General features: G+C 40.4%; 17 protein-coding genes. 4 read left to right on the plus strand and 13 right to left on the minus strand.

Features of this window, described 5'->3' with window-relative positions:
- Positions 1 to 165: 165 nt before the first annotated feature.
- The 13 genes from R2S57_RS22200 to R2S57_RS22260 all read right to left on the minus strand — a co-directional run bounded on the left by R2S57_RS22200 (position 166) and on the right by R2S57_RS22260 (position 12,290).
- Positions 166 to 1,113: a D-2-hydroxyacid dehydrogenase family protein gene (locus R2S57_RS22200; protein WP_316847137.1), complete on the minus strand. Its 948-nt coding sequence runs from the start codon at positions 1,111 to 1,113 to the stop codon at positions 166 to 168.
- Between the two features lie 27 nt (positions 1,114 to 1,140).
- On the minus strand, positions 1,141 to 1,767 hold the full coding sequence (locus R2S57_RS22205) for a TMEM175 family protein (RefSeq protein WP_316847138.1): 627 nt from the start codon (positions 1,765 to 1,767) through the stop codon (positions 1,141 to 1,143).
- Positions 1,768 to 1,774: 7 nt separating this feature from the next.
- Positions 1,775 to 2,389, minus strand: a complete 615-nt coding sequence (locus tag R2S57_RS22210; protein ID WP_316847139.1) for an alpha/beta hydrolase — start codon at positions 2,387 to 2,389, stop codon at positions 1,775 to 1,777.
- Between the two features lie 2 nt (positions 2,390 to 2,391).
- Positions 2,392 to 2,697, minus strand: coding sequence for a GNAT family N-acetyltransferase (locus R2S57_RS22215; RefSeq protein ID WP_316847140.1), 306 nt, complete (start codon positions 2,695 to 2,697; stop codon positions 2,392 to 2,394).
- A 5-nt stretch (positions 2,698 to 2,702) separates the two neighbouring features.
- On the minus strand, positions 2,703 to 3,638 hold the full coding sequence (locus R2S57_RS22220; protein WP_316847141.1) for a ring-cleaving dioxygenase: 936 nt from the start codon (positions 3,636 to 3,638) through the stop codon (positions 2,703 to 2,705).
- 5 nt (positions 3,639 to 3,643) lie between these two features.
- Complete coding sequence (locus tag R2S57_RS22225) at positions 3,644 to 5,950, minus strand: histidine kinase dimerization/phosphoacceptor domain -containing protein (protein WP_316847142.1); 2,307 nt, start codon at positions 5,948 to 5,950, stop codon at positions 3,644 to 3,646.
- A 3-nt stretch (positions 5,951 to 5,953) separates the two neighbouring features.
- Complete coding sequence (locus tag R2S57_RS22230) at positions 5,954 to 6,643, minus strand: YoaK family protein (protein ID WP_316847143.1); 690 nt, start codon at positions 6,641 to 6,643, stop codon at positions 5,954 to 5,956.
- Between the two features lie 12 nt (positions 6,644 to 6,655).
- Positions 6,656 to 7,129 carry a DNA starvation/stationary phase protection protein gene (locus R2S57_RS22235; RefSeq protein WP_316847144.1) on the minus strand — a complete coding sequence of 158 codons (474 nt, stop codon included), beginning with the start codon at positions 7,127 to 7,129 and terminating at the stop codon, positions 6,656 to 6,658.
- Between the two features lie 26 nt (positions 7,130 to 7,155).
- Positions 7,156 to 7,590: a DoxX family protein gene (locus R2S57_RS22240; RefSeq protein ID WP_316847145.1), complete on the minus strand. Its 435-nt coding sequence runs from the start codon at positions 7,588 to 7,590 to the stop codon at positions 7,156 to 7,158.
- 2 nt (positions 7,591 to 7,592) lie between these two features.
- Positions 7,593 to 9,485, minus strand: coding sequence for an amidohydrolase (locus R2S57_RS22245; RefSeq protein ID WP_316847146.1), 1,893 nt, complete (start codon positions 9,483 to 9,485; stop codon positions 7,593 to 7,595).
- A gap of 24 nt (positions 9,486 to 9,509) precedes the next feature.
- A complete protein-coding gene (locus R2S57_RS22250) occupies positions 9,510 to 10,250 on the minus strand; it encodes a M17 family peptidase N-terminal domain-containing protein (RefSeq protein WP_316847147.1) in 741 nt (246 codons plus the stop codon).
- 10 nt (positions 10,251 to 10,260) lie between these two features.
- The gene (locus R2S57_RS22255) at positions 10,261 to 11,589 is read right to left on the minus strand and encodes an alginate export family protein (RefSeq protein ID WP_316847148.1); all 1,329 of its coding nucleotides are present in this window, start codon (positions 11,587 to 11,589) and stop codon (positions 10,261 to 10,263) included.
- Positions 11,590 to 11,657: 68 nt separating this feature from the next.
- Complete coding sequence (locus R2S57_RS22260; protein WP_316847149.1) at positions 11,658 to 12,290, minus strand: hydrolase; 633 nt, start codon at positions 12,288 to 12,290, stop codon at positions 11,658 to 11,660.
- Positions 12,291 to 13,055: 765 nt separating this feature from the next.
- Between R2S57_RS22260 and R2S57_RS22265 the strand changes: the two genes are divergently transcribed.
- From R2S57_RS22265 to R2S57_RS22280, 4 genes are all read left to right on the plus strand, one after another.
- On the plus strand, positions 13,056 to 14,747 hold the full coding sequence (locus R2S57_RS22265; RefSeq protein WP_316847150.1) for a sigma-54 interaction domain-containing protein: 1,692 nt from the start codon (positions 13,056 to 13,058) through the stop codon (positions 14,745 to 14,747).
- Between the two features lie 109 nt (positions 14,748 to 14,856).
- Positions 14,857 to 17,109 carry a histidine kinase dimerization/phosphoacceptor domain -containing protein gene (locus R2S57_RS22270; protein ID WP_316847151.1) on the plus strand — a complete coding sequence of 751 codons (2,253 nt, stop codon included), beginning with the start codon at positions 14,857 to 14,859 and terminating at the stop codon, positions 17,107 to 17,109.
- A gap of 6 nt (positions 17,110 to 17,115) precedes the next feature.
- Positions 17,116 to 19,032: a sigma 54-interacting transcriptional regulator gene (locus R2S57_RS22275; RefSeq protein WP_316847152.1), complete on the plus strand. Its 1,917-nt coding sequence runs from the start codon at positions 17,116 to 17,118 to the stop codon at positions 19,030 to 19,032.
- A gap of 170 nt (positions 19,033 to 19,202) precedes the next feature.
- Positions 19,203 to 21,155: a sigma 54-interacting response regulator gene (locus tag R2S57_RS22280; protein ID WP_316847153.1), complete on the plus strand. Its 1,953-nt coding sequence runs from the start codon at positions 19,203 to 19,205 to the stop codon at positions 21,153 to 21,155.
- Positions 21,156 to 21,300: the final 145 nt, after the last annotated feature.

The raw sequence follows: 21,300 nt of genomic DNA on the forward strand, positions 1-21,300 counted from the left end.
GCTTGTCTTTCTGACGATAGGAAGAATCTATTTCCGATTGGCAATAATCAATGTTGGCCGCTACAAGCTGGCAAAGGTAAAGTCTCTTAACTTGCAGATCCTTCGTGCCTCAGGATGACAAGGGTGTCAGATGGTAACATCTGACACCACGGCAACCACGGAAATTTAATTTTTTGGATGTTGAGGCAACCAATCTAGCAGGGCTTTTACAATATCGTTGAAGAAAAGCTGGTAGGTATCCTGGGTAACAAAGCCGATGTGTGGTGTTGCCAATACATTTTTCAATGTTCTAAAGGGATGATCTGCATCAAGCGGTTCTTTATCAAAAACATCTAAAGCCACTCCGGCAATCTTATTTTCTTCCAGGCTTTTGATCAGTGCATTTTCATCAACCAATGGCCCTCTTGAGGTATTGATCAGGTAGGCGGACGGTTTCATTAATGCCAGATCGTTGGCACCTACAATGCCTTTACTCCTATCGCTCAACACCATGTGAACGGTTAAATAATCGGCCTCCTGAAATAAAGTTTTTTTGTCTACATACCTGGCCCCGCCAGCTATCGCTTTTTCAGGAGTAAGGTTTTCGCTCCAGGCAATGATATCCATATCAAAAACCTTGGCTACGGCAGCCACCTGTGCACCCAAATTGCCCAGTCCCAATATACCAAGGGTTTTGCCTTTTAAATCGTTACCTACCATATGCTGCCATCCGCCAGCACGCAGATTGGCATTTTCCTGCGGGATATGTTTTGCAATGGCCATTAACAAAGCCCAGGTAAGCTCTAATGCACCATGGCCCAGGTATCCTGTATTCTGCACTTCAATGCCCAGTTTCTCTGCAACTGCAACATCAATAGACCGGTTTCTGGCACCTGTAGAAACGATAAGTTTCAGGTTGGGTAACTGCATGAGTAAAGCAGCCGTTAGTGGCGTACGCTCGCGCATCACGCAAATGATATCAAAATATTTCAGGCGTGCTACAATTTCATCCTCTTCATGAAGATGCTGGGTAAACACTTCAATTTCTCCATATTCGGTAACGGGCGTCCAATCGGCAAATGATTTTGCTACGTCCTGATAATCATCTAATATCGCGATTTTATATTTTGACATGTTCTATGAATTTAAGTCTTTTTCTAATTAGAAAGCAGGTGTTTCGGTAAAGTTAATTTTCTTTGATGATGCTGCCCAAAAAATCCAGAGTAAAACGCAGATGAGTAAAGCGAAATCCGGATAAAAGAATGAAATAATAAAAGCAATTAAGTATGTGGGGAATCCATAACGGTAATTGTTCCTGAGTTGCACAATTGCGGCATCACTGATTCCTGGTCGCAATAATTTTTTATCTGAAGTAGCTTGTTGCCACAACAGGTTAAAAGCCAGGTTAATTAAAACAAACAATCCGGTGTAAATGGTAACGGATAGCTGTTTTGAATCTGTTAAAAAAAACCTGGCCAATAAAGCACTGGGGAAAGAAACCAGCGAAACCAGGAACAGAATGAGTCCGTTGGCAAACATCAGCCCTGTGTTTCGCTTATAGATTTGTTTAAAAATTTTGTGGTGATTTACCCAGATGATAAAAATACTGAAGAAAGATATAATAAAGGCAATGTAACCCGGCCATTGCATTTTCAATGCATTTAAAAAATGGATGGGCTTATCTCCTTCACTGGCTTCTGGAATATGCAATTCGAGTACAAGAAGTGTAATTGCAATTGCAAAAACACCGTCGCTAAAAGCCTCTATCCTACCCGTCTCTTTTTCCATCGTGTAATTAGTCCTTAAAAATTAATTTATTCACCTGTGTAATTTCTGCCTGACTGATGGTATGCCCCATGTTATCGTAAATTATTTCGGTAACCTGTGCACCCATTTCTTCGAGCAAAACAGTTGATTCTTTTACCCTCGATACCGGAACATGCATATCGGGATCGCTGCTGCCGATAAATATGGGTGTGCCATCGAAATCGCCATGATAGTTTCGGTGATCTACCTGCTCACCAATAAGGCCACCGGTAAAAGCCACCACTCCACCATAGCGGGCTGCATTTGTGGCGACAAAATCAAGCGTTAAACAGGCACCCTGCGAAAAACCTAAAAAGTAAATCTGTTCTTTTGAAAAACCTGCTTTTTCGAGATCGAGTACAGCTTCCTTTATGGTGTTTAAAGCATCCGACAAGGAAGGTTCGTTGGCTGCCCGTGGAACCAAAAATGACTGTGGATACCAGGTATTATTTATTGCCTGTGGTGCTACCAATGCAAAATTGGAAACATTAAGGTATTCTGCCATTGATAAAATATCCTCTGCCGTTCCGCCACGCCCATGGATCATGACCAGCACTTTTTCAGCCTGACCAAAGCTTTTTCCAGCTTTTATAATATCTTTCATTTCTATTCTTCTTCTTTTATTTTGTTCCAGATATCGCGGTACAACTCTTCATGCCGTCTGAATTGAATGTGCACATAGGGGCACATCGGGATCACCATCAATTTGTTTTCGCGCACATAGGCCACCATGGCATCGAGCAGCATTTTGGCATAACCTTTTCCTTCTTTTGAAGTGTCTACTTCGGTATGGTATACGGTTAAATCCCTGTCTTTGATGTCGAAAATCATTTCGCCAGCTTTTCCGTCTTCATCATAAATGTCGAACGAACTTGGTTCGCCTTCCTGAATGTTTAATTTTACTTGTGCCATATTTTTTAAGTTAATTTTGGAAGTAATTTTTCTAAATCTTCACGTAAATGTTCATGTTGGTGCGGCAATTTTAAATGCATTCCCAACTCATTCAAAGGCTCATCAACGGTAAAGCCTGGATTTTCTGTGGCAATTTCGAAAAGCACGCCTCCTGGTTCACGGAAATATAAGGAATAAAAATAATCGCGGTCAATTTTTGGTGTAATTTGCAGGTTTTTACTCAAAATCTGTTCCCGCAATTCCATTTGAATATCTTCATTTTTAACACGGAAGGCAACATGATGGTTGGTACCGGCAGCATTTCTTCCCCGGTGGCCAGTTGGCACTTCCAACAGATCTACAATGGCTGCATTTTCTACAGTATCGGTAATAAAACGATAGCGGTTTTCTTCCTGACCCAATAAGCGGTAACCAAACAGATCGGTAAGTATTTTTGCTGTTTCATCGATACTTTGCAAGGTTAAAGTAGTACTGTGAAAACCTTTGGTTGCGGTATCTTTTTTAACATCGGCGGTTTCCCAGGGTGTTCTAATATCTGCTGTTTTTGGCACGATTAAACTCAGCGACAAACCATCAGGGTCTTTAAAAGCCAATACCTGCTCACCAAAGCGTTCGGTAATTTCTTTTGTTTTAACATTTGCATCGCCGAATCTTTCTAGCCAAAACGTGTGGCTATCTGCAGGTACCGAGTAACCGATTTCTGTTGCCATACCCACGCCTTCGGTCCCCGGCCCGATTCCATCCCAGGGAAAAAAGGTCAGGATTGTTCCTGCTGATCCGGTTTCATCGCCGTAATAAAGGTGGTAAGTACCAGGATCATCAAAATTAACCGTCTTTTTCACCAACCTTAAGCCTAATGTTTTGGTATAAAAATCGAAGTTTTGTTGGGCATTGCCTGCTATAGCCGTAATGTGGTGCAGGCCTAAAATATTGTTATTCATATCGTTTAATTTTTATTGGTTAATATTTCTGTTCTTTCTGTAATTAATTCGTTGTGTCGTTTGAAGATAACATCCAGTACCAGGCCATCATCATTCCACATTTTAATCTCGCCGTTAAGCTGTTCGGTAAGTCCTGTCATTAAACTCATGCCTAATGATTCGGTATTTTCAGGATCAAAACCTTCTGGCAAACCCACGCCAGTATCCGCAATTTTCAGTTCGCAAAGCTCCTCTCCAATAAACAGGAAAGAAATGTGCACTTTCCCCTTTTTATCACCTGGAAAAGCATATTTAATTACATTGCTAATGGCCTCGTTCAGGATTAAGCCAAGTGGTACCGCCTGTGCAACGTCTAATTTAATCGCCTCTGTTTCTAATGAAAACTGGATTTTCTTATCGGTGCCAAAACACTCGATCATATAATCGACTAGTTCTTTGATGTACCACTTTATATCAATTTCGGCAAGATTATCGGATTGATACAATTTCTGGTGAATGAGCGACATGGCGTGCATGCGGTTCTGACTGTTTCTGATGGCCACTAAAGCATCTTCATTATCCAGATAAGCGGATTGGGTATTGAGCAGACTGATGACAATCTGCAGGTTGTTTTTTACCCGGTGGTGGATTTCGCGCAGGAGCCACTCTTTCTCTTCGAGTATTTTTCTAAGCAATTCGTTTTGCGTATTGATTTCGTTCTGCTTTTGTTCTAAAACGAGATTGCTACGTCTTTTTAAGCGATAACGGTTATATATCAAACCCACAAATATGGCGGCGATAAAAAGACCGGCGATGAAGATATACCTCAGTCTCCCCTCGTTTACAATCGTTACTTCCTGCAATTGATTTTTCTGACTGAGCAAGGCAATATCCTTATCCTTTTTCTCCGTCTGGAATTCGATTTCCAAACCCGAAATCTGTTTGTTCTTATCGTTGTTCCAGATGGAATCGGTTAACCTTTTATAGGTTTTATAGTGCGCTACTGCCGACCATGGTTTATTCAGAGCCGAATCTACATCAAACCAAAGCCGGTGTAACTGCGAAAGTGCCAGTAAGTTTTTTTGTTGTAAACTTTGTTTTTCGTGTTCTTTTAAATAAGCATCAGCAGCTACAAACTGTTTATCATGGATCAGTTTTCTGATAATGCTGCGATATAGATAAATCTGATTCGGATCATCTTTAGGCAGATCATGGTGAAACTTTTGCAGTTCCTTAAAATAAGGTTCGGCCTTGGCGTATTGCTCAATATCGTAATAGGTGTTAAACAAAATATAGGGAATCCGCAACTTCATCTGTGTATCGGTTGGGGGATACTTTTTAATCAGTTCTTTCAGTGCCGCTATACCCGCTTCGAACTTTTTCATCCGCACATAAATGGTGGCTACATTGGCCATAATGGTTTGCATGTAACCGGGATCCTTATATCGTTCTGCAATTCTTTTTGCCGCTAACCAATACCCCAATGCTTTCTGATCATTCCTCAGGTAATAATAGGTTAAGCCTAAATGGTTGTTTATCGAACTTCGCTGCAAACTTGTATCGGCCAATTGATCGGCAGTTTTCTCGGCCAGCAAACCGTACTTTAGTGCATTGGAAAAGTTGCCCAGGCTAATATTGATGATACACATATTGTTGTAAACGCCCTGCAGTTCCTTAAATCCAATGGCTTTATATACCGCGAGTGATGAATCCATCAGTTTAATGGCATAAGCTGGTTGGCCTTTAATATTGTAATAATCGCCCAGGTTTTTGAGCGAATTGCCTTCTTCCAACTTATTCCCAGCCTGACGGTATAAGGACAGGGATTTTTCGTTGTAGCTGATCTTTTTATCGAGATCTGTCCCTTCATTGCCAAAAACATTACCCATAGCAGAATAAGCCTCGGCCAACTGTTCTTTCAGATCCATTTTAACTGCAAAAGCGATTGCTTGCGCATAGATTTTGGTACTGCCCGTTTTATCTCCCGATTCGCGGAAGATATTGCCTTTAAGCACCATACTCCGGGCTATTCCTTTGGGGTATTCGATTTTGCCAGCGAGGCTAAAAGCTTGCTGTTGAAGAGTCATTGCCTTCGCTAAATCTGTTTTTATTTCGCCGGGTAAATTGAGATAATAGGTGCCAACATCTACCCATAAATCGACCTTATTTTCTGTTTGACCAAGTCTGCGGAGTTTAATTTCAGCCGCCGCTACCTCTGTTTTCGTTCTAATGCCCTGCCCTTTTGCAAGGAAAGGGTTTATCAGAACGAAAGTAACCAACAAGAATTTGATTTTCGTGCTCAAAAATTTGATCGCGTTGTTTCTTGTCAACATGTTTTAAAGTTTAACATCGTTTATGCGTGGTTTTGTGCTGTAATAGCAAACAATCATCGCAATACCAGGCAGTAAGATACCAACAAGACCAAAAAGCTGCCCAATCCAGGCGCCAAGAAGACATCCAATTAAAAAGCCACCGAGTGTAATTAATCCTTTATTGATTCCCGAAAGGAAATCAGCATTTTTAAAACCGGAGTTACAAAAAGATCTGATATCGAGTGCAAACTGTGTTACATTACCCGTCATCATGGTTGTTGGTCCGTAGGTTTCCTTTGCAAAAAGTTTCCCAAATGCATTCTGAAGCCCCATGGCAAAAACAACAATCATGGTAACCAGGTAGATGGGCCAGGTGATTTCTCCATTATCGATATAGCCGAGCGAATAAGCAATTGCCCCGCCAAGCAAAAGGATAATCCCCTCGCACAAAAGCAGAAAATGCCTGTTCGAAAATTTCGCCGATATCCAGCCTCCAGCCATAACCGAGAGCATAAATATTGGGAAAGTTAACAGTTTGATCCATGCATCGCCATCAGAGCCTTTAATCATTTGATATGCGAATACAATAAAGTTTCCTGTAACGTGTGCAGAGAAAATTTTGTCGGCAGCAACAAAGGTAATTGTATCACAATAACCAGCTATAATGGTCAATACCAGGGTTACAAACCAGATATTGTTCTGTTTTTCTTCCATGTTGTTTTTGATTTATGATAAATGTGCCCTTAACATCCAGGCCATGGTTTCGTGTGTTTCCATTAAGCCTGTAATGTAATCGCTGGTTCCGGCATCTTTCAGTGCGCCAGCATAATTGTCGATATTTTCTCTTAAGTGGATCAAGATACTTTCGTGGTCGGCCAGCAGCATTTTGATGTAGGTTGGCGCATCGTTTTTACCACGGTCGTCTTCAGTCAGGTGTGTTAACTCCAGGAACTGTTTAAGCGATGCCGGTGCATAATGACCAAGTTTGCGGATACGCTCAGCAACTTCATCAACAATATCTTCCAGTTGGGTATATTGCTCTTCGAAAAATTTGTGTTTGTTGTAAAAGTCTGGTCCCTCTACGTTCCAGTGCGCTTTGCGTGTTTTCGTGTATAAAACGTATTCATCTGCAAGAATTTTGCTCAATGAATGCGCCACCTCGGCAAGGTGTTCTGCGCTGATTCCAATTTTAGCTTCCATGATTTTGTGGTTTTAATGTTTATTTGTTAATTAAAAAAAATGTTGATTAAATAATGATCTACTGAAATAGTTCCTGGCCCGACCAGACATAAAAAAAGCATGGCCAGTGTATACATGTATGGTACATCTCGTACTTCAATCGAGTCTTTTCTGTGCACTACGAAATATCCGATTGCGGTTACTCCGATAGATGGTAAAAGAAAAACCCGGGTTCCGAAACCTATGGCTACCAGAAATGGCACAACAGTATCAGAAAATGTAGCTACTAATCCGTTCAGTTTATCGGGTAAACCCAAAGGGTTGGGTACATGCTCCTTTTCTCCATTTTGAATGCGGAACTTTTTCATTCCATGAACCCTAAAAAGTTCGAGCATGAGCAACACCCTAAAAACAAGTACTGCCCAGTTGTTAAGGTCTGATCCCAGATCAGAATATAACAGGTATTTGATGATATTTTCCATTTTTAAAAAGCAAAACAAGAGCAGCCCAATGCGCCCCAAAATGCGGTGTAGTTGTTTACAGGCAGGTTACTGGTTCTTACCGCATCATGATTGTGGTGGTGCACATTACAGCTACCCACACAAGAGTGTACCATTGCTAAAACGGAATCGGTTCCATTTGAACTTTTTGTTTTTCCCTGTTGATTTGTTTTATGGGTAGCTGGTGAAAAATATCCGTTATAACTTTTCGTCGGCGACCAATCGGGCAGAATCGGGATTTTGGGTGGCGAAAAGGAAGAAAAATCGCCTTTACCATAAACAATTTTACCATCAACAATGGTTAAATCGGATTCGATGCTTTTGATCTGTTCATCGGCCACTTCGAAATAATCGTGGTTGAGTACGGCTAAATCGGCCAGCATCCCCACTTCGATATCACCCTTTTTTTGTTGTTCGTTCGAAAACCATGCGCTGCCCCTGGTATACAGTTCTAAGGCAGTTTCTCTTGATAAAACGGTTTCTTCACTGTAGATTTTTAAACCGCCAACTGTTTTACCCGCCGTTAACCAGAACATCGAAACCCATGGATTGTAACTACTTACGCGTGTGGCATCAGAGCCACCACCAACAGGAACGCCCATTTCGAGCATCTTTTTAACTGGTGGCGTTTGCAATGCCGCTTTTGTGCCATAACGTTCGGTAAAATATTCGCCTTGATAGGCCATCCGGCTTTGAATTGCGATACCACCGCCCAAAGCTTTTACGCGTTCGATATTACGTTCATCAATGGTTTCGGCATGGTCGAAAATCCATGGTAAACCTGCAAAAGGAATATCTGCATTTACTTTTTCAAATACATTTAAAAACCTGCTGATACTTTCGTTATAAGTGGCGTGCAATCTGAAAGGCCATCTCTTTTCGACCAACAAACGTACCACACGCTCTAGTTCAGGCTCCATATTATCAGAAAGATCTGGCCTAGGCTGAAGGAAATCTTCAAAATCGGCTGCCGAAAAAACCAGCATTTCGCCTGCTCCGTTATGGCGGTACATATCATCACCCTGATAAAGCTTTACGGTATTTGTCCAGTTATCGAAATCTTCAAATTCCTGTTTCGGCCGTTGGGTAAACAAATTGTAAGCAATGCGAACGGTAAGTTGTTTTTGCTCGTTCAATTCATTAACAACCTTATAATCGTCGGGAAAATTCTGAAAACCTCCACCTGCATCAATCACACTGGTAATGCCAAAGCGGTTCAGTTCTGTCATGAAATGACGGGTAGAATTTACCTGGTGTTCGTATGAAAGTTTGGGTCCTTTTGCCAAAGTGCTATACAAAATCATCGCATTCGGACTGGCAATAATCAATCCGGTAGGTTCGCCGTTTGCGTCTCTCTGGATTTCTCCACCCGGAGGCGCAGGTGTATCTTTGGTATATCCGACCGCTTTAAGCGCAGCACGGTTCATAAAAGCACGGTCGTACAAATGCAGAATAAATACTGGCGTTTCGGGTGCAATGGCATTTATTTCTTCGAGTGTGGGCATCCTTCTTTCAGCAAATTGAAATTCAGACCAGCCACCTACCACGCGCACCCATTGTGGCGATGGGGTAATATCAACCTGTTCTTTAAGCATCCGTAATGCATCGGCAAGTGATGGCACGCCATCCCATCGCAATTCGAGATTGAAATTTAATCCACCACGGATCAAGTGAATGTGCGAATCGTTAATACCTGGAACAACACGTTTTTTCCCCAGGTCGATCAGTCTGGTAGATGGCCCTGAAAAGGCCATTACATCTGCATCATTTCCAACAGCAACAAACTTTCCATCTTTTATGGCAACCGCTGTTATTTTCCCATTGTGTTTGGCGATGGTATGTATTTTACCATTGAATAAAATCATGTCTGCACTCATCGTATTTCTCAATTTATAAGGTGATTAATTTTTAATTGCTGAAATGGCTTCCTGGATACCTTCGCCAGCGGTTGTAAAAAATGCCGGACCAGCTAAAAGAATCACCTTAGAAATGGGTTTAATGATTGCCATTTTCTTTTCTTTTAACCAAAGTTGCGCGCGGTAAGCTTCGAAAATGCCTTTCACCACGTTTCCGGCAACCAATGCTGTTGGCGAATCAATTCCCGCATCTTTTAAATCACTCGCGAAAGCAAGGTTGCTTACTCCAAGTTTTAATGCCTCTCTCATCGCCACGCTACCAACTCCAGTCATTAATTCTGGTGAAAATTTGTTGCGGTCGCCAAGACCGATTAAAAGCAAATGTTTGCCACCTATTGTGCCTTTTGGAGGCGTAATTAATAATGTTTCGTTGGCGTGACCCAGAAATTTCCCGCTTTTCCGGATTTCGGTGATCAATCCTTTCATATCCTGATCTAAGTGCACCAAACCGTTTAAGGCTGGCGGAAGTGCAGGCGGTGAATTAAAAATATCGCCTTCGGTGTATTCGAAAACACAGGCCACCTGTAAATCGCTAACCTGTGCAGATGGGCCCTGAACTACACCTTCGATGGCGATTCCATTAATTGTACCCCACACTTTGGCTGTACCGAGTGCAGTGGTATTTTGTGCAAATCCCCTTCCTGCAATAAATATTGAAAATATGATTATCGCTATCCTAATGTTATGGAGCGCAAATTTTGATTGTTTAGTGAAGTTGTTTTTCATTTTCTTATGTTTAAAATTTATATGATACCTGGGCATTAAAAAACCTGGAATTGTCGTTGAGTGGTACGATATCTTTGATGAAATCACCTGGCCTGAAATATTGTCCGCCACAACTGAATGAAAGTTTGCTACTGAATTTATAATCTGCGCTGAGCAGGTATGTTGTACCGATAAAGCGGTGGTTGGAAATAGAACCTGCGGTATTAAAGTTTCCACTTGGCCGATAAATCCCATCGTTTACGGAATATCGCCAATTGAAAACTACATCAGCCTGTATGCTCAACTGATCAGTTACGGTAAGCATTAAATAGGGATGTAAATCAATCAAATTTGATGGCCCGATGAGTGGGTTAAATCCAAAATAACCGCCTTTCGGGTATAATGGATTAAAGGTTTGCAATTTTCCATCCCCTGCTTTTTGATCTCCTGAAATATAGTCGTTCCGCAGGTTAATCGAAGGTTTGAATTTTGTTTTTTCAAAAGTATAACCGAACTCAATGGCCATTGTCCAGGCATTGATATTGCCATTTCCAAATTTCCCGAACTGATAGGCAGCTTCCAGATTATAGATAAAACCGCCGCCGCTTTTCCAATAGCGAGTAGCTAAAGTATGTCGGACTTCTTTGGCTATTCCTTCTTCAAATTCAGCATTATCGCGTCTAATCCCTAAATAATAGAAATCAAAGTTCCCGGCTTGTTGAACATTTAGATTTGAATAAGCGCCCCAAAGATTGGCCTGATGATTAGTGTGGTTATCGAATATTCCAAAATTAACTTCATCGGCTGCCAAAACGAATGCATCAAGCGAAAACCGTGGCGTGGCATACATTAGTTTGGCTCCTGTAAAATATTGCCGAACGGTTGTACCCTCTCTAACAGAAATTAACCTGCCCGAACCATAATTAATTTCCTGTCTGCCTACCCGAACGGCTAATCTATTTGACGAATCTTTAAGTATTTTATATTCAGCAAACAGATTCTGTACCGCAAGCTGGTCTTCATCAACAGGCGATGGCCCATATTTACTGCCGTTTTCGAGTGCACTGTTTACCTGCGCAAAAACCCGCAGTCTTTCTCCGATATTTACATCCGCGTAAATTGAATAACGTTGCAAAAAAGAATAATTAAACCCTTGATCTTTGACCCAATCCTCGTTGATTTTCCCGCCATATTCCTCCCTGAGCTCGCCGCCAAAACTGAGGTAAACTTTTTTATTTGTTGAAAGCGGCAGGAACTTTAATGTGTTGTAGAAGTTCCTGGCCGAATCTTTCAATTTGCTATAATCCTCATCGTAGCGCATCAGTTTGATGTTTTGGGCAAATGCCGTTGTTGTTGACAAGCAAAAACAAATTGCCACAACACATGCCAAATGGGGATAATGAGTTCTCATTTTATGGTAAATGAGGATTAGTGTTTTACCATTTTGTGCGCATACTGGATGCCGATACCATAACCTGCACCATATTTTTTCATCAAAGTGGTTACGGGCTCATAAGTTTCTGTTCTGGCCCAGTCTCTTTGTAATTCAAGAATGTATTGAACCGAAGTTACCGGTTTTACACCTGCATGTACCATTCGTTGAATGGCACGTTCGTGTGCTTCATTGCTTACATCGCCGCAGGCATCGGTGATTACAAAAACATCAAAACCTTCAGATAAGGCAGATAAAGCCGGACCAACAATACATACACCTGTCCAAAGGCCTGCCAATACAAGTTTCTTTTTCCCTGTTCCGGTTATGGCCTTATAAGCAGGTTCATCTTCCCATGTGTTCATTGAAGTTCTATCGATATAATTTGAGATAGCCTGAGGATAAAACTCTTCAACCTCAGGAAAAACAGGACCAGAAAACGATTCTTCAGCAACTGTAGTTACAATGGTGGGCACCTTAAAAATTTTAGAGGCGCCACAAATGATAGCCACATTGGTACGAAGTTCGGTAATGGAAATGCTTTTTGTTGCAAAAGCCATTTGTCCTTCATAGTCGATTAATACTAATGCATGGTTTTCTGGAGACAATAAGTCTGGTGATGGTTTCATAATTAAATATTTTTTGTTTCCCTCCCTGTTCCAAGAAACATACCAGCGAATAAAACACTACATACCAGCAACTTACATAAAACATCAAGGAGTATGATTTACGATATAGCGTTGATTTACGAATTTTAGGTTTGCTTTTACCGCAAAGAGACAAGCGTCCGTGTTTAACCACAGAGAAACGGAGCTGGGTGATTATTTTTTAACCGCAAAGAGCGCTAAGGGACAAGCGTTCGTGTTTTAACCACAGAAAAACGGAGTTGGGTGATTATTTTTTAACCGCAAAGAGCGCTAAGGGACAAGCGTTCGTGTTTTAACCACAGAAAAACGGAGTTGGGTGAATATTTTTTAACCGCAAAGAGCGCTAAGGGAAAGGCGAGTGTTTTAACCACAGAGAAAACGGAGAAAGGCACAGAGGGCACGGAGTTGGGTGCACATTCAATTACATTAAGAACTATTTGATTAGAAAGTGCGATTCAGCTGTACTCACTCCTCATCGGATCGTCATCCTGAACTTGTTTCAGGATCTTTTTAGAAAGATCGTTGATTTCAAAGCTGCTGAACCAAGTTCAGCAGGACGCTGAAAGGGTTATACAAGCTCGGCGGTGCACCACACCAAATAACGAAATAATACAAAAAACATCAACATACAATAAACTAATTAAATAATTAAAAATCAAATAATTAAATATTAAAATAACGAAATATCATTACACATTTAATATACCAAAAATCACTATTTAAATTTATAAACCCTACTTTAGCAATATGGAAAGCAAAGGCAGAGCATCTGAAATTCAAAATCGTGAACATGCCACCCTAAATATTGATGTTGCGACAGCACTTGAAAATGAAAATGCATACTTAATTAAAAAACTTGAGCAGAAAGAGAGAGAGAATGCAGTTTTATTATCCTTAAGCAACTCCATCGCTTCTATCCGCAATAAACTCGATCTTTTTGAAGTGATCGACCAAAAACTTAAAAAACTTTTTGACTTTGATGATTTCGTTATCTGCCTGATTAACGATGACCAGAAAACCCATAGTGCTTTCATTTATAACCAGAAAGAAGATTTTCTTAAAACAGCCGGTATAGCACCACAATCATCCAAAAAATATACGCTTGATGACGGCATGTGCAGGGCAATGATTTCGTCGGAAAAACCAATCGTTTTTAACGTTGAAGAAGTTTTAACCTGGGCAGATGCGCCAGCATGGCTGGAATTTTGGCACAATAAAGGCATTAAAGAAATGATTGGTCTGAAAATGGCCGACAGATCAGGCTGTATCGGTTTTTTCTACCTCTATACCAAAAACGCAAATTCATTATCGAATATTTATTTTGATCTGCTTCATGGCATTTCGCTACAAATTTCGATAGCCATATCGAACATCCTGGCGAATGAAAAAATTGAACAGCAGTTTGTGGAAATAAATGAATACAAGCAAAAATTAGAAGGCGAAAAAAGTTACCTGCAGGAAGAAATCCAACATCGATACAATCATTCAGAAATCATCGGGCAAAGCGAATCGTTAAAAGGTGTTTTTCACCTGGTAGATGCTGTGGCCGCTACGGATAGCACGGTATTGATTACGGGCGAAACAGGAACTGGGAAAGAACTTATTGCGCGGGCATTACACAATTCTTCACTGCGCAGCAATGAATTGATGGTTAAAATCAATTGTGCTGCAATCCCGGCCAGCCTGGCCGAAAGCGAACTTTTCGGTCATGAAAAAGGCAGCTTTACAGGTGCAACAGAACGGCGGATCGGCAAGTTTGAACTGGCACACAATGGAACGCTTTTTTTAGATGAAATTGGCGAACTTTCATTAGACCTCCAGGTAAAGTTGCTCCGTGCTTTACAGGAAAAAGAAATTGAGCGTATAGGCGGCAAAGATGTAATTAAAACGAATGTTAGAATTGTAGCCGCAACCAACCGAAATTTATTAAAAGAGGTAGAAAAAGGGAATTTCAGGAGTGACCTTTATTACAGGCTAAACGTATTTCCCATCTCCATTCCACCGCTAAGGGATCGGCTGGATGATATTCCTCCTCTTGCCGCATTCTTCATCGACCGTATTTCTACAAAAACAGGTAGGCAGGTAAATGCCATTTCCAAAAGCGCACTCAATAAACTGATGCTCTACCCCTGGCCTGGAAACATCAGGGAGCTGGAACATTTAATTGAACGGAGCATATTATTGGCATCAGGCAATGTATTAAAAGAGATCCACCTTCCTAAAATCGATAGAAATGAGGCGGTTAACCATACAGAAGAGCAAAAAATAAAAAGTATTCACGATAACGAGCGCGACCATATCCTATCGATATTAAAACGCTGTAAGGGAAAAATATCCGGTATCGGTGGCGCTGCCGAAATCTTAAACATTCCGGCAACGACGCTCAACTCAAAAATTAAAAAATTTAAGATTAAACGGGAACACATCCTGAACAAGTAAAAATTAAATGATCGGATTAAAGGAATTGCTTAAAAAAGTCGCAACAGTAAAGTACCTCCATAAAATGATGGTTCTTTTTGCCATGCTTGGGGTTCTTAGTTTAATTCTCATGAAGAGCAACAGCAGTTCAGCCAGAAATCAGGTGAAAGAATTAAATCCTACAGATTCACTTCAAAAATTAAAAACACTGCTGACTGAGTCAAAACCGGACACAAACCGTGTACAATATCTGCTAAAAATTGCCAATCATTTCATCAATCAACCAGAAAATCAGCGCATAAATTTAAATAAAGCTTTACCCTATCTACAAAAAGCGCGCATTTTAAGCGATCAACTCAAGTCGTTAAATTGGGAATTTCATACGCTTATTGTTTACGCCAGGTTTCTGAATAAAAAACATTTACGGGTGCAGCAGGCATTTACTTATGAAAAGGCAATTGCTATTGCGAAAAACATCGGCAACAAGCGCCTTGAAGCCAGCGCATGGTATGCTTATTATGTTAATGTTCCCGACACGGTTTCAGATTATAAAAACAGAACTTTTTACAATCGGGCCGCTAATGCACATGCCCTGTATAAAGAAATCGGCACTTCTTTCGAGGAAAAATACAGAGAGGCATCACTTTTAAAAACAATGGCCGATTTCCACTTAGAAGAAGAAAAATTTGATTTATCGATAAAAGAGCTTTTTGAGGTAATTGTCTTAGATAAAAAATTTAAACTTCCGGATCTGCCAATGGCCTACGATTTACTTTCGGCAGTTTACGAAAGAAAAGGAGAACTCAGTAAGGCCTTAAATTGCGCATTGCTGAGTGTAAAAATTGCCCAAAATAACCACGAAGAAGTACTCGACACCTATTTAAACCGCGTAGGCTCCGCTTACGAGGCTATGGGCAAAGCCAAAGAAAGTATCATCTGGTATAGTAAAACCCTAAACGGCCAAGACAAAAAAGACCCTTTCCGTTTTATAACGGCATATGCCATTACGAGTCAGATGATCAAATTGGGCGAGGCGAAAAAGGCTCTATCCATCCTCGAAAAAACATGGAACGAAGTAAACAATCCATCAAGCGGACATCAATATTTTATGTTTCTGGCTTTTGGCGAATGTTATGCTGCGCTAAAAAAATACGATGAGGCACAAAAGTATTATGATAAACTGCTGGAAGATGCTACATTAAAAACATACTCCAACCCTTTCCAAACTTCAGTTTTTTTCTCTGTAAGCCAATTTTACTTTGCCCAAAACAAATATGCACTTGCTTTACAGTTTGCAGAAAAGGCAAGAGAAAACCAGATCAGCATGACTCTGCCAAGACAGATGCGTTTAAATGAAATCCTTTACAAAATAGATGCGTCTACGAATCGGCCGGCAGAAGCCATTATTCACCTGCAAAACTTTCATAAGCTTAGGGATTCTATGCTTAGCCAGGATAATTTAAATACCATTGAACGATTGAAAGTTGAATTCCAGGCTTCACAAAAGGAGAATGAAAATGAAATCCTCAGGAAAAAATCACAACTGCAAAGCCAGGAACTTAACCGCATTCAATGGATCAAAAATGCAACTGTAGCTGGTTTAGCTTTTTTAACCATTGTGCTTGTTCTAATTTATGGCAGGTTCCGGTTGAAAAAGAAACTTCATGATACATTGGTCAGGAAAAAAGCCGAAATAGACCTCGCTTATGCTGAGCTTGAAGTGAATATTCAACAAAAGAACAAATTAATCGAAGAAAAAGAGGGCTTGATTAAGGAAGTACATCACCGGGTTAAAAACAACCTGCAATTAACCATGAGTTTACTGAACAGCCAGAGTTATTACCTGGAAGATTTATCGGCAATTGAGGCCATAAAAGAAAGTCAGCACCGGCTTAAAAGTATCGCGTTGATCCATCAAAAACTCTATCAAACAGAAAATCTGGCTACCATAAATATCCAGCCCTATATCGTAGAATTGGTCGAGTATTTAAAGGAAAGCCTAAACGACGATAAAATGATCAGTTTCGAATTGAATATTTTAAATCTCGAACTGGATATTTCAAAAGCTGTTCCGCTTGGCTTGATTATTAACGAGGCGATTACCAATATCTTTAAATACGCTTATCCCAATATCCGTGGTGGAAAAGTGATCATCACCCTGAAAGAATGTAAGGAAGATCATTACCAATTGTTTATTAAGGATAACGGCATCGGATTGCCGGCTGATTTTGATTATGAACAAAGCAATACACTGGGCATTATTTTAATGAAAGGACTGAGTGCCCAAATTGATGGGATTTTTACGATGGAAAACAACGATGGTGTTTCGTTAAGCTTAACCTTTATGAACAGAAATGAAGATTTATTCCCCTTGAAAGATTAATTAGAAATGAAAACAGAAAAGATTCTAATTGTTGAAGATGAATTTATCGTTGCGCACGATCTGCAGATGATTTTGCAGCGTGCCGGCTATCAGGTTGTTGGCATTGCCGATTCTGTTAAAAACGCACAGGAATTGTTGGAAAAACATCAGGTAGACCTGGTTCTTCTGGATATTTACTTAAAGGGCCGGTTAACTGGAATTGACCTGGCGCATGATTTGATGAAAAGCCAGATCCCATTTATTTATATCTCTGCAAATTCGAATGAGAAAGTATTGGAGGCTGCGAAATCTACCTGTCCATATGGCTTTATTGTTAAACCTTACCGCGACCGGGATATCTTATTGAGCATTGATATTGCCAGGTACCGTAAGGAAAACAGCAATAACATGAAAATGAGCAGCGAGCGCTTTATGCAGGATTTTATTGTAGATATATCCATGAAATCGTTAACCTGGCAGAAAAAAATCTTATGCATTGCAGGTGCCTTTCAGCCTTATGTCCCGTTTGATTTTATTGCGCTTTCGGGTATTGCAAAAGATGGAAAACGATATAGCGAAATTGGGATCACCAGGAAAAACTTTGATCAGTACGACTTGTTTACTGCCAATGAATTTTTAAAATATACAGGTTTAAGCAGGGCAGAATACAACAACATCAATCAGCTCGTACCAGAAACCACAGCCGACGCCATTTATATCGGTGCTGATTTTGAAGGGGTGAAAAAGGCAGCGCCAATGAAAAATTTAATCGCCACCACTTATCATCTTTATTCCAACATGGTAAAAACATTCTACCTGGAAAATGGCGATCAAATCAGCTTTTCATTTTACAGCAGAACTGAAAATATTTACCAACCAGCCCACATGGAGTTGCTTAACTTTTTGGCGGGCACGTTAGAGAAAAAACTGATCCATATTATCGAATTGGAAAAAGCCGGAACGGAATCCGTTTTGCACCAAGAAAACGGTTATCCCTCAGCTAAAAAAGATTTCGAAAATATTATCGGTAAAAGCACGGCTTTGCTTAGTGTTTTAGATAAAGTAAAAATTGTTGCCCCAACAGATGTATCGGTATTGATTACCGGAGAAAGTGGCACAGGAAAAGAGGAAATTGCCAAAAGCATTCACCGGCTCTCACATCGAAACACAAAACCGATTGTGGCTGTAAACTGCGCGGCACTACCTGCAGATTTAATTGAATCCATTTTATTCGGTCATGAGAAAGGTGCGTTTACAGGTGCATTCCATACCAGAACCGGCAAATTTGAAGAGGCCAATGGCGGCACTATTTTTCTGGATGAGATTGGCGAAATGCCCTTCGACCTTCAGGCAAAATTACTCCGGGTCTTGCAGGAGAAAGAGATTGAACGGATTGGCGGCAAACAGCCTGTTAAAGTAGATTTAAGAATAATCGCCGCTACTAACCTCAATTTAGAGAAAGAAATTGCAAAAGGGAGGTTCAGGCTTGATCTTTTTTATCGCCTTAATGTATTCCCGATACACGTCCCTTCACTTTGCAGACGAAAAACCGATATTCCATTATTGGCAGAATATTTTGTTCAAAAACATGCAAAGGCCGTGGGTAAAAATATTCCGGAAATTCCCGTTGATTTTATGGATCGGCTGATGATATATGATTGGCCAGGCAATATCAGGGAGCTGGAGCATGTGATCCTGAGGAGCGTATTGCTTTCATCAAACGGAAAACTCAATTCTGATCATTTGGAGCTCGGAATTAAAAACGAGGAACCGCTTTCTCAAAATGGAATAAAAACGATTAGCGATAACGAGAGAGACCATATTATCAGGGTTTTGGAGCTCTGCAAAGGTAAGGTTGCAGGCAACGGTGGCGCAGCGGAACTCTTAGGCATTCCGGCAACTACTTTAAATTCCAAAATTAAAAAGCTGGATATCAAACGCTGATGATATTTAGTAAATCGGCGAAATATCATGAATATCAACACCACACAAACGAAACAAACTACTGATATACAAAAACTTAAGGATTGGTATTTTAATTGAATGCATAGAATGGCATTAATCTGCTCAAACCGTTTATTGAATGTCGGTTTTTATATTACGCTCGCCTGAAAATGAAACAGAAAATCTTAATTGTAGAAGATGAATTTATTGTAGCCAACGATCTGAGGATTATGCTCGAAAAAGCAGGTTACAAAGTGTGTGGTATAGCACCATCAGTGGTAAAGGCGCTCGAGTTAATCGCAACCAAAGAACCCGACTGGATACTGTTGGATATTTTTTTGCAAGGCGATAAAACAGGAATTGATTTAGCTGGCCAGCTTACCGAAATGGGGATTCCGTTTATTTATATTTCTGCAAATACCAATCAGGGGATTTTAGAAGCTGCGAAAGCAACCTTGCCCTACGGTTTTTTGGTTAAACCTTTTCGGGAGAAAGACCTGATGGTGATGCTGGATATTGCCCGATACAGGCATGAACAGCATCTGAAATACAACCATCATGCAGAGCCATCATTACACAAACAGATTGAACATATTATACAAAAGCAGGAACCGGTTTCGGAACGGTTGAAACAAATCAGTGCCGTATTGCATCCAGTTGTCCCTTTTGATTTCCTTTGGATCACCAAATCAAATCCCCGGACCACTACAAAAGATCTAAATATTGTGCGCTCGCCTGATGGCAAATTTAGCACGCTGAATAACGAGCATTTATTGAAAGCAGTCAATATTTCCAGTCGTGATTTTAAAACATGGAATAGCACAGCTATTGCTCACAACGGGAAACCGATTTTCAATGGCTATGATTTTCGAAAATTGAGGATGGAAAGCCCATGGACACAGGTGCTTTCTGATCATTACAAACTGGAATCGGCCTTGATTACCGAAATTGAAAGGGATGGCGGGCAATTCCAGTTTATTTTCTTCCATCACTTATCAGATCTGTATACAAAAGTACATGCAGGAATTATCAACCAGTTTAAGAAAAGTTTGGAACTGATTTTAAATGAAGTTATTTACGGAAAGGATATTATAGCCGAAGTTTCGGCGACAACTTTAATTGCAGTTGAAAAAACGGTTGTTAAAAGAGAAATCCCTGAAATTCCGAAAGATTTTAATGGCATTATTGGCAATAGCGTATTGTTACACGCTGCTTTTAAAAAACTAGAACTGGTGGCACCCGATGATACTTCAGTGCTTATTCTGGGCGAAAGTGGTACAGGTAAAGAGAAAATTGCCCAAATCATCCATCAATTATCCCCCCGTAAAAACAAACCATTGGTTACCGTAAACTGTGCGGCTTTACCTTTAACCTTAATTGAGTCTGAGCTTTTCGGTCATGAGAAAGGGGCGTTTACAGGTGCGAACGAAAAACGGATTGGTAAATTTGAGCAAGCAGATGGTGGTTCTATCTTTTTAGATGAGATTGGTGAACTTCCCCTGGAGGCACAGGTAAAACTATTAAGGGTGTTACAGGAAAAAGAAATTGAGCGTTTAGGCGGAAACTATACCAAAAAAATAAATGTCAGGATTATAACTGCCACCAACCGGAATCTCGAAAAAGAAGTGGCAGAAGGTAGGTTCCGATTAGATTTATATTACCGCTTGAATGTTTTCCCGATAGCATTACCCGCCCTGAGAGACCGAAAAGAAGACATACCAGCATTGGTGGCATATTTCATTTCTAAATACGGCAAAAAAAGTTCATCAAATGTTACCGGAATTTCTTCCGAAGCTCTGCACGAATTACAGGCATACGACTGGCCGGGAAATATCAGAGAATTGGAACATTTGATTGAAAGAACGATGTTGTTAACCGAAGGAGAAACGATCACTAAAATCGATCTCCCCAATTCCGCATCTGCTACAGGTTTCACTGGCGAAAATCAGCTCAAAATTAAAACGATGGAAGAAATGGAAAGGGAGCACATCTTAAACATCTTGAAAATGTGTAAAGGCAAGATATTTGGAGCAGGCGGAGCGGCAGAAATACTGAATATCCCATCAACCACCTTAAACTCGAAAATTAAAAAACTTGGGATAAAGTTTGAATTTGTTAAATAAGCGGTTAGTCCGAAGTCGGTAGTCTGGAGTCCAGAGTCGATTAAACTCCGCGATTTGTCATCCTGCAAGATAATTTATTGGATAAAAATCAATATAAATAATATGTTCTGAAGGAAACAAATCACTCGGGGTATCGTCTTTCACA

The sequence above is a fragment of the Pedobacter psychrodurus genome, from assembly GCF_032678585.1.
Taxonomy (GTDB): Bacteria; Bacteroidota; Bacteroidia; order Sphingobacteriales; family Sphingobacteriaceae; genus Pedobacter; species Pedobacter psychrodurus_A.

Excerpts from the sequence above, each read along its gene's own strand:
- R2S57_RS22245 (WP_316847146.1), bottom strand. The coding sequence starts at position 9,485 with ATGAGTGCAGACATGATTTTATTCAATGGTAAAATACATACCATCGCC.
- R2S57_RS22270 (WP_316847151.1), top strand. The coding sequence starts at position 14,857 with ATGAAGAGCAACAGCAGTTCAGCCAGAAATCAGGTGAAAGAATTAAAT.
- R2S57_RS22260 (WP_316847149.1), bottom strand. The coding sequence starts at position 12,290 with ATGAAACCATCACCAGACTTATTGTCTCCAGAAAACCATGCATTAGTA.
- R2S57_RS22240 (WP_316847145.1), bottom strand. The coding sequence starts at position 7,590 with ATGGAAAATATCATCAAATACCTGTTATATTCTGATCTGGGATCAGAC.
- R2S57_RS22225 (WP_316847142.1), bottom strand. The coding sequence starts at position 5,950 with ATGTTGACAAGAAACAACGCGATCAAATTTTTGAGCACGAAAATCAAA.
- R2S57_RS22275 (WP_316847152.1), top strand. The coding sequence starts at position 17,116 with ATGAAAACAGAAAAGATTCTAATTGTTGAAGATGAATTTATCGTTGCG.
- R2S57_RS22280 (WP_316847153.1), top strand. The coding sequence starts at position 19,203 with ATGAAACAGAAAATCTTAATTGTAGAAGATGAATTTATTGTAGCCAAC.
- R2S57_RS22205 (WP_316847138.1), bottom strand. The coding sequence starts at position 1,767 with ATGGAAAAAGAGACGGGTAGGATAGAGGCTTTTAGCGACGGTGTTTTT.
- R2S57_RS22230 (WP_316847143.1), bottom strand. The coding sequence starts at position 6,643 with ATGGAAGAAAAACAGAACAATATCTGGTTTGTAACCCTGGTATTGACC.
- R2S57_RS22235 (WP_316847144.1), bottom strand. The coding sequence starts at position 7,129 with ATGGAAGCTAAAATTGGAATCAGCGCAGAACACCTTGCCGAGGTGGCG.
- R2S57_RS22265 (WP_316847150.1), top strand. The coding sequence starts at position 13,056 with ATGGAAAGCAAAGGCAGAGCATCTGAAATTCAAAATCGTGAACATGCC.
- R2S57_RS22210 (WP_316847139.1), bottom strand. The coding sequence starts at position 2,389 with ATGAAAGATATTATAAAAGCTGGAAAAAGCTTTGGTCAGGCTGAAAAA.
- R2S57_RS22220 (WP_316847141.1), bottom strand. The coding sequence starts at position 3,638 with ATGAATAACAATATTTTAGGCCTGCACCACATTACGGCTATAGCAGGC.
- R2S57_RS22200 (WP_316847137.1), bottom strand. The coding sequence starts at position 1,113 with ATGTCAAAATATAAAATCGCGATATTAGATGATTATCAGGACGTAGCA.
- R2S57_RS22215 (WP_316847140.1), bottom strand. The coding sequence starts at position 2,697 with ATGGCACAAGTAAAATTAAACATTCAGGAAGGCGAACCAAGTTCGTTC.
- R2S57_RS22250 (WP_316847147.1), bottom strand. The coding sequence starts at position 10,250 with ATGAAAAACAACTTCACTAAACAATCAAAATTTGCGCTCCATAACATT.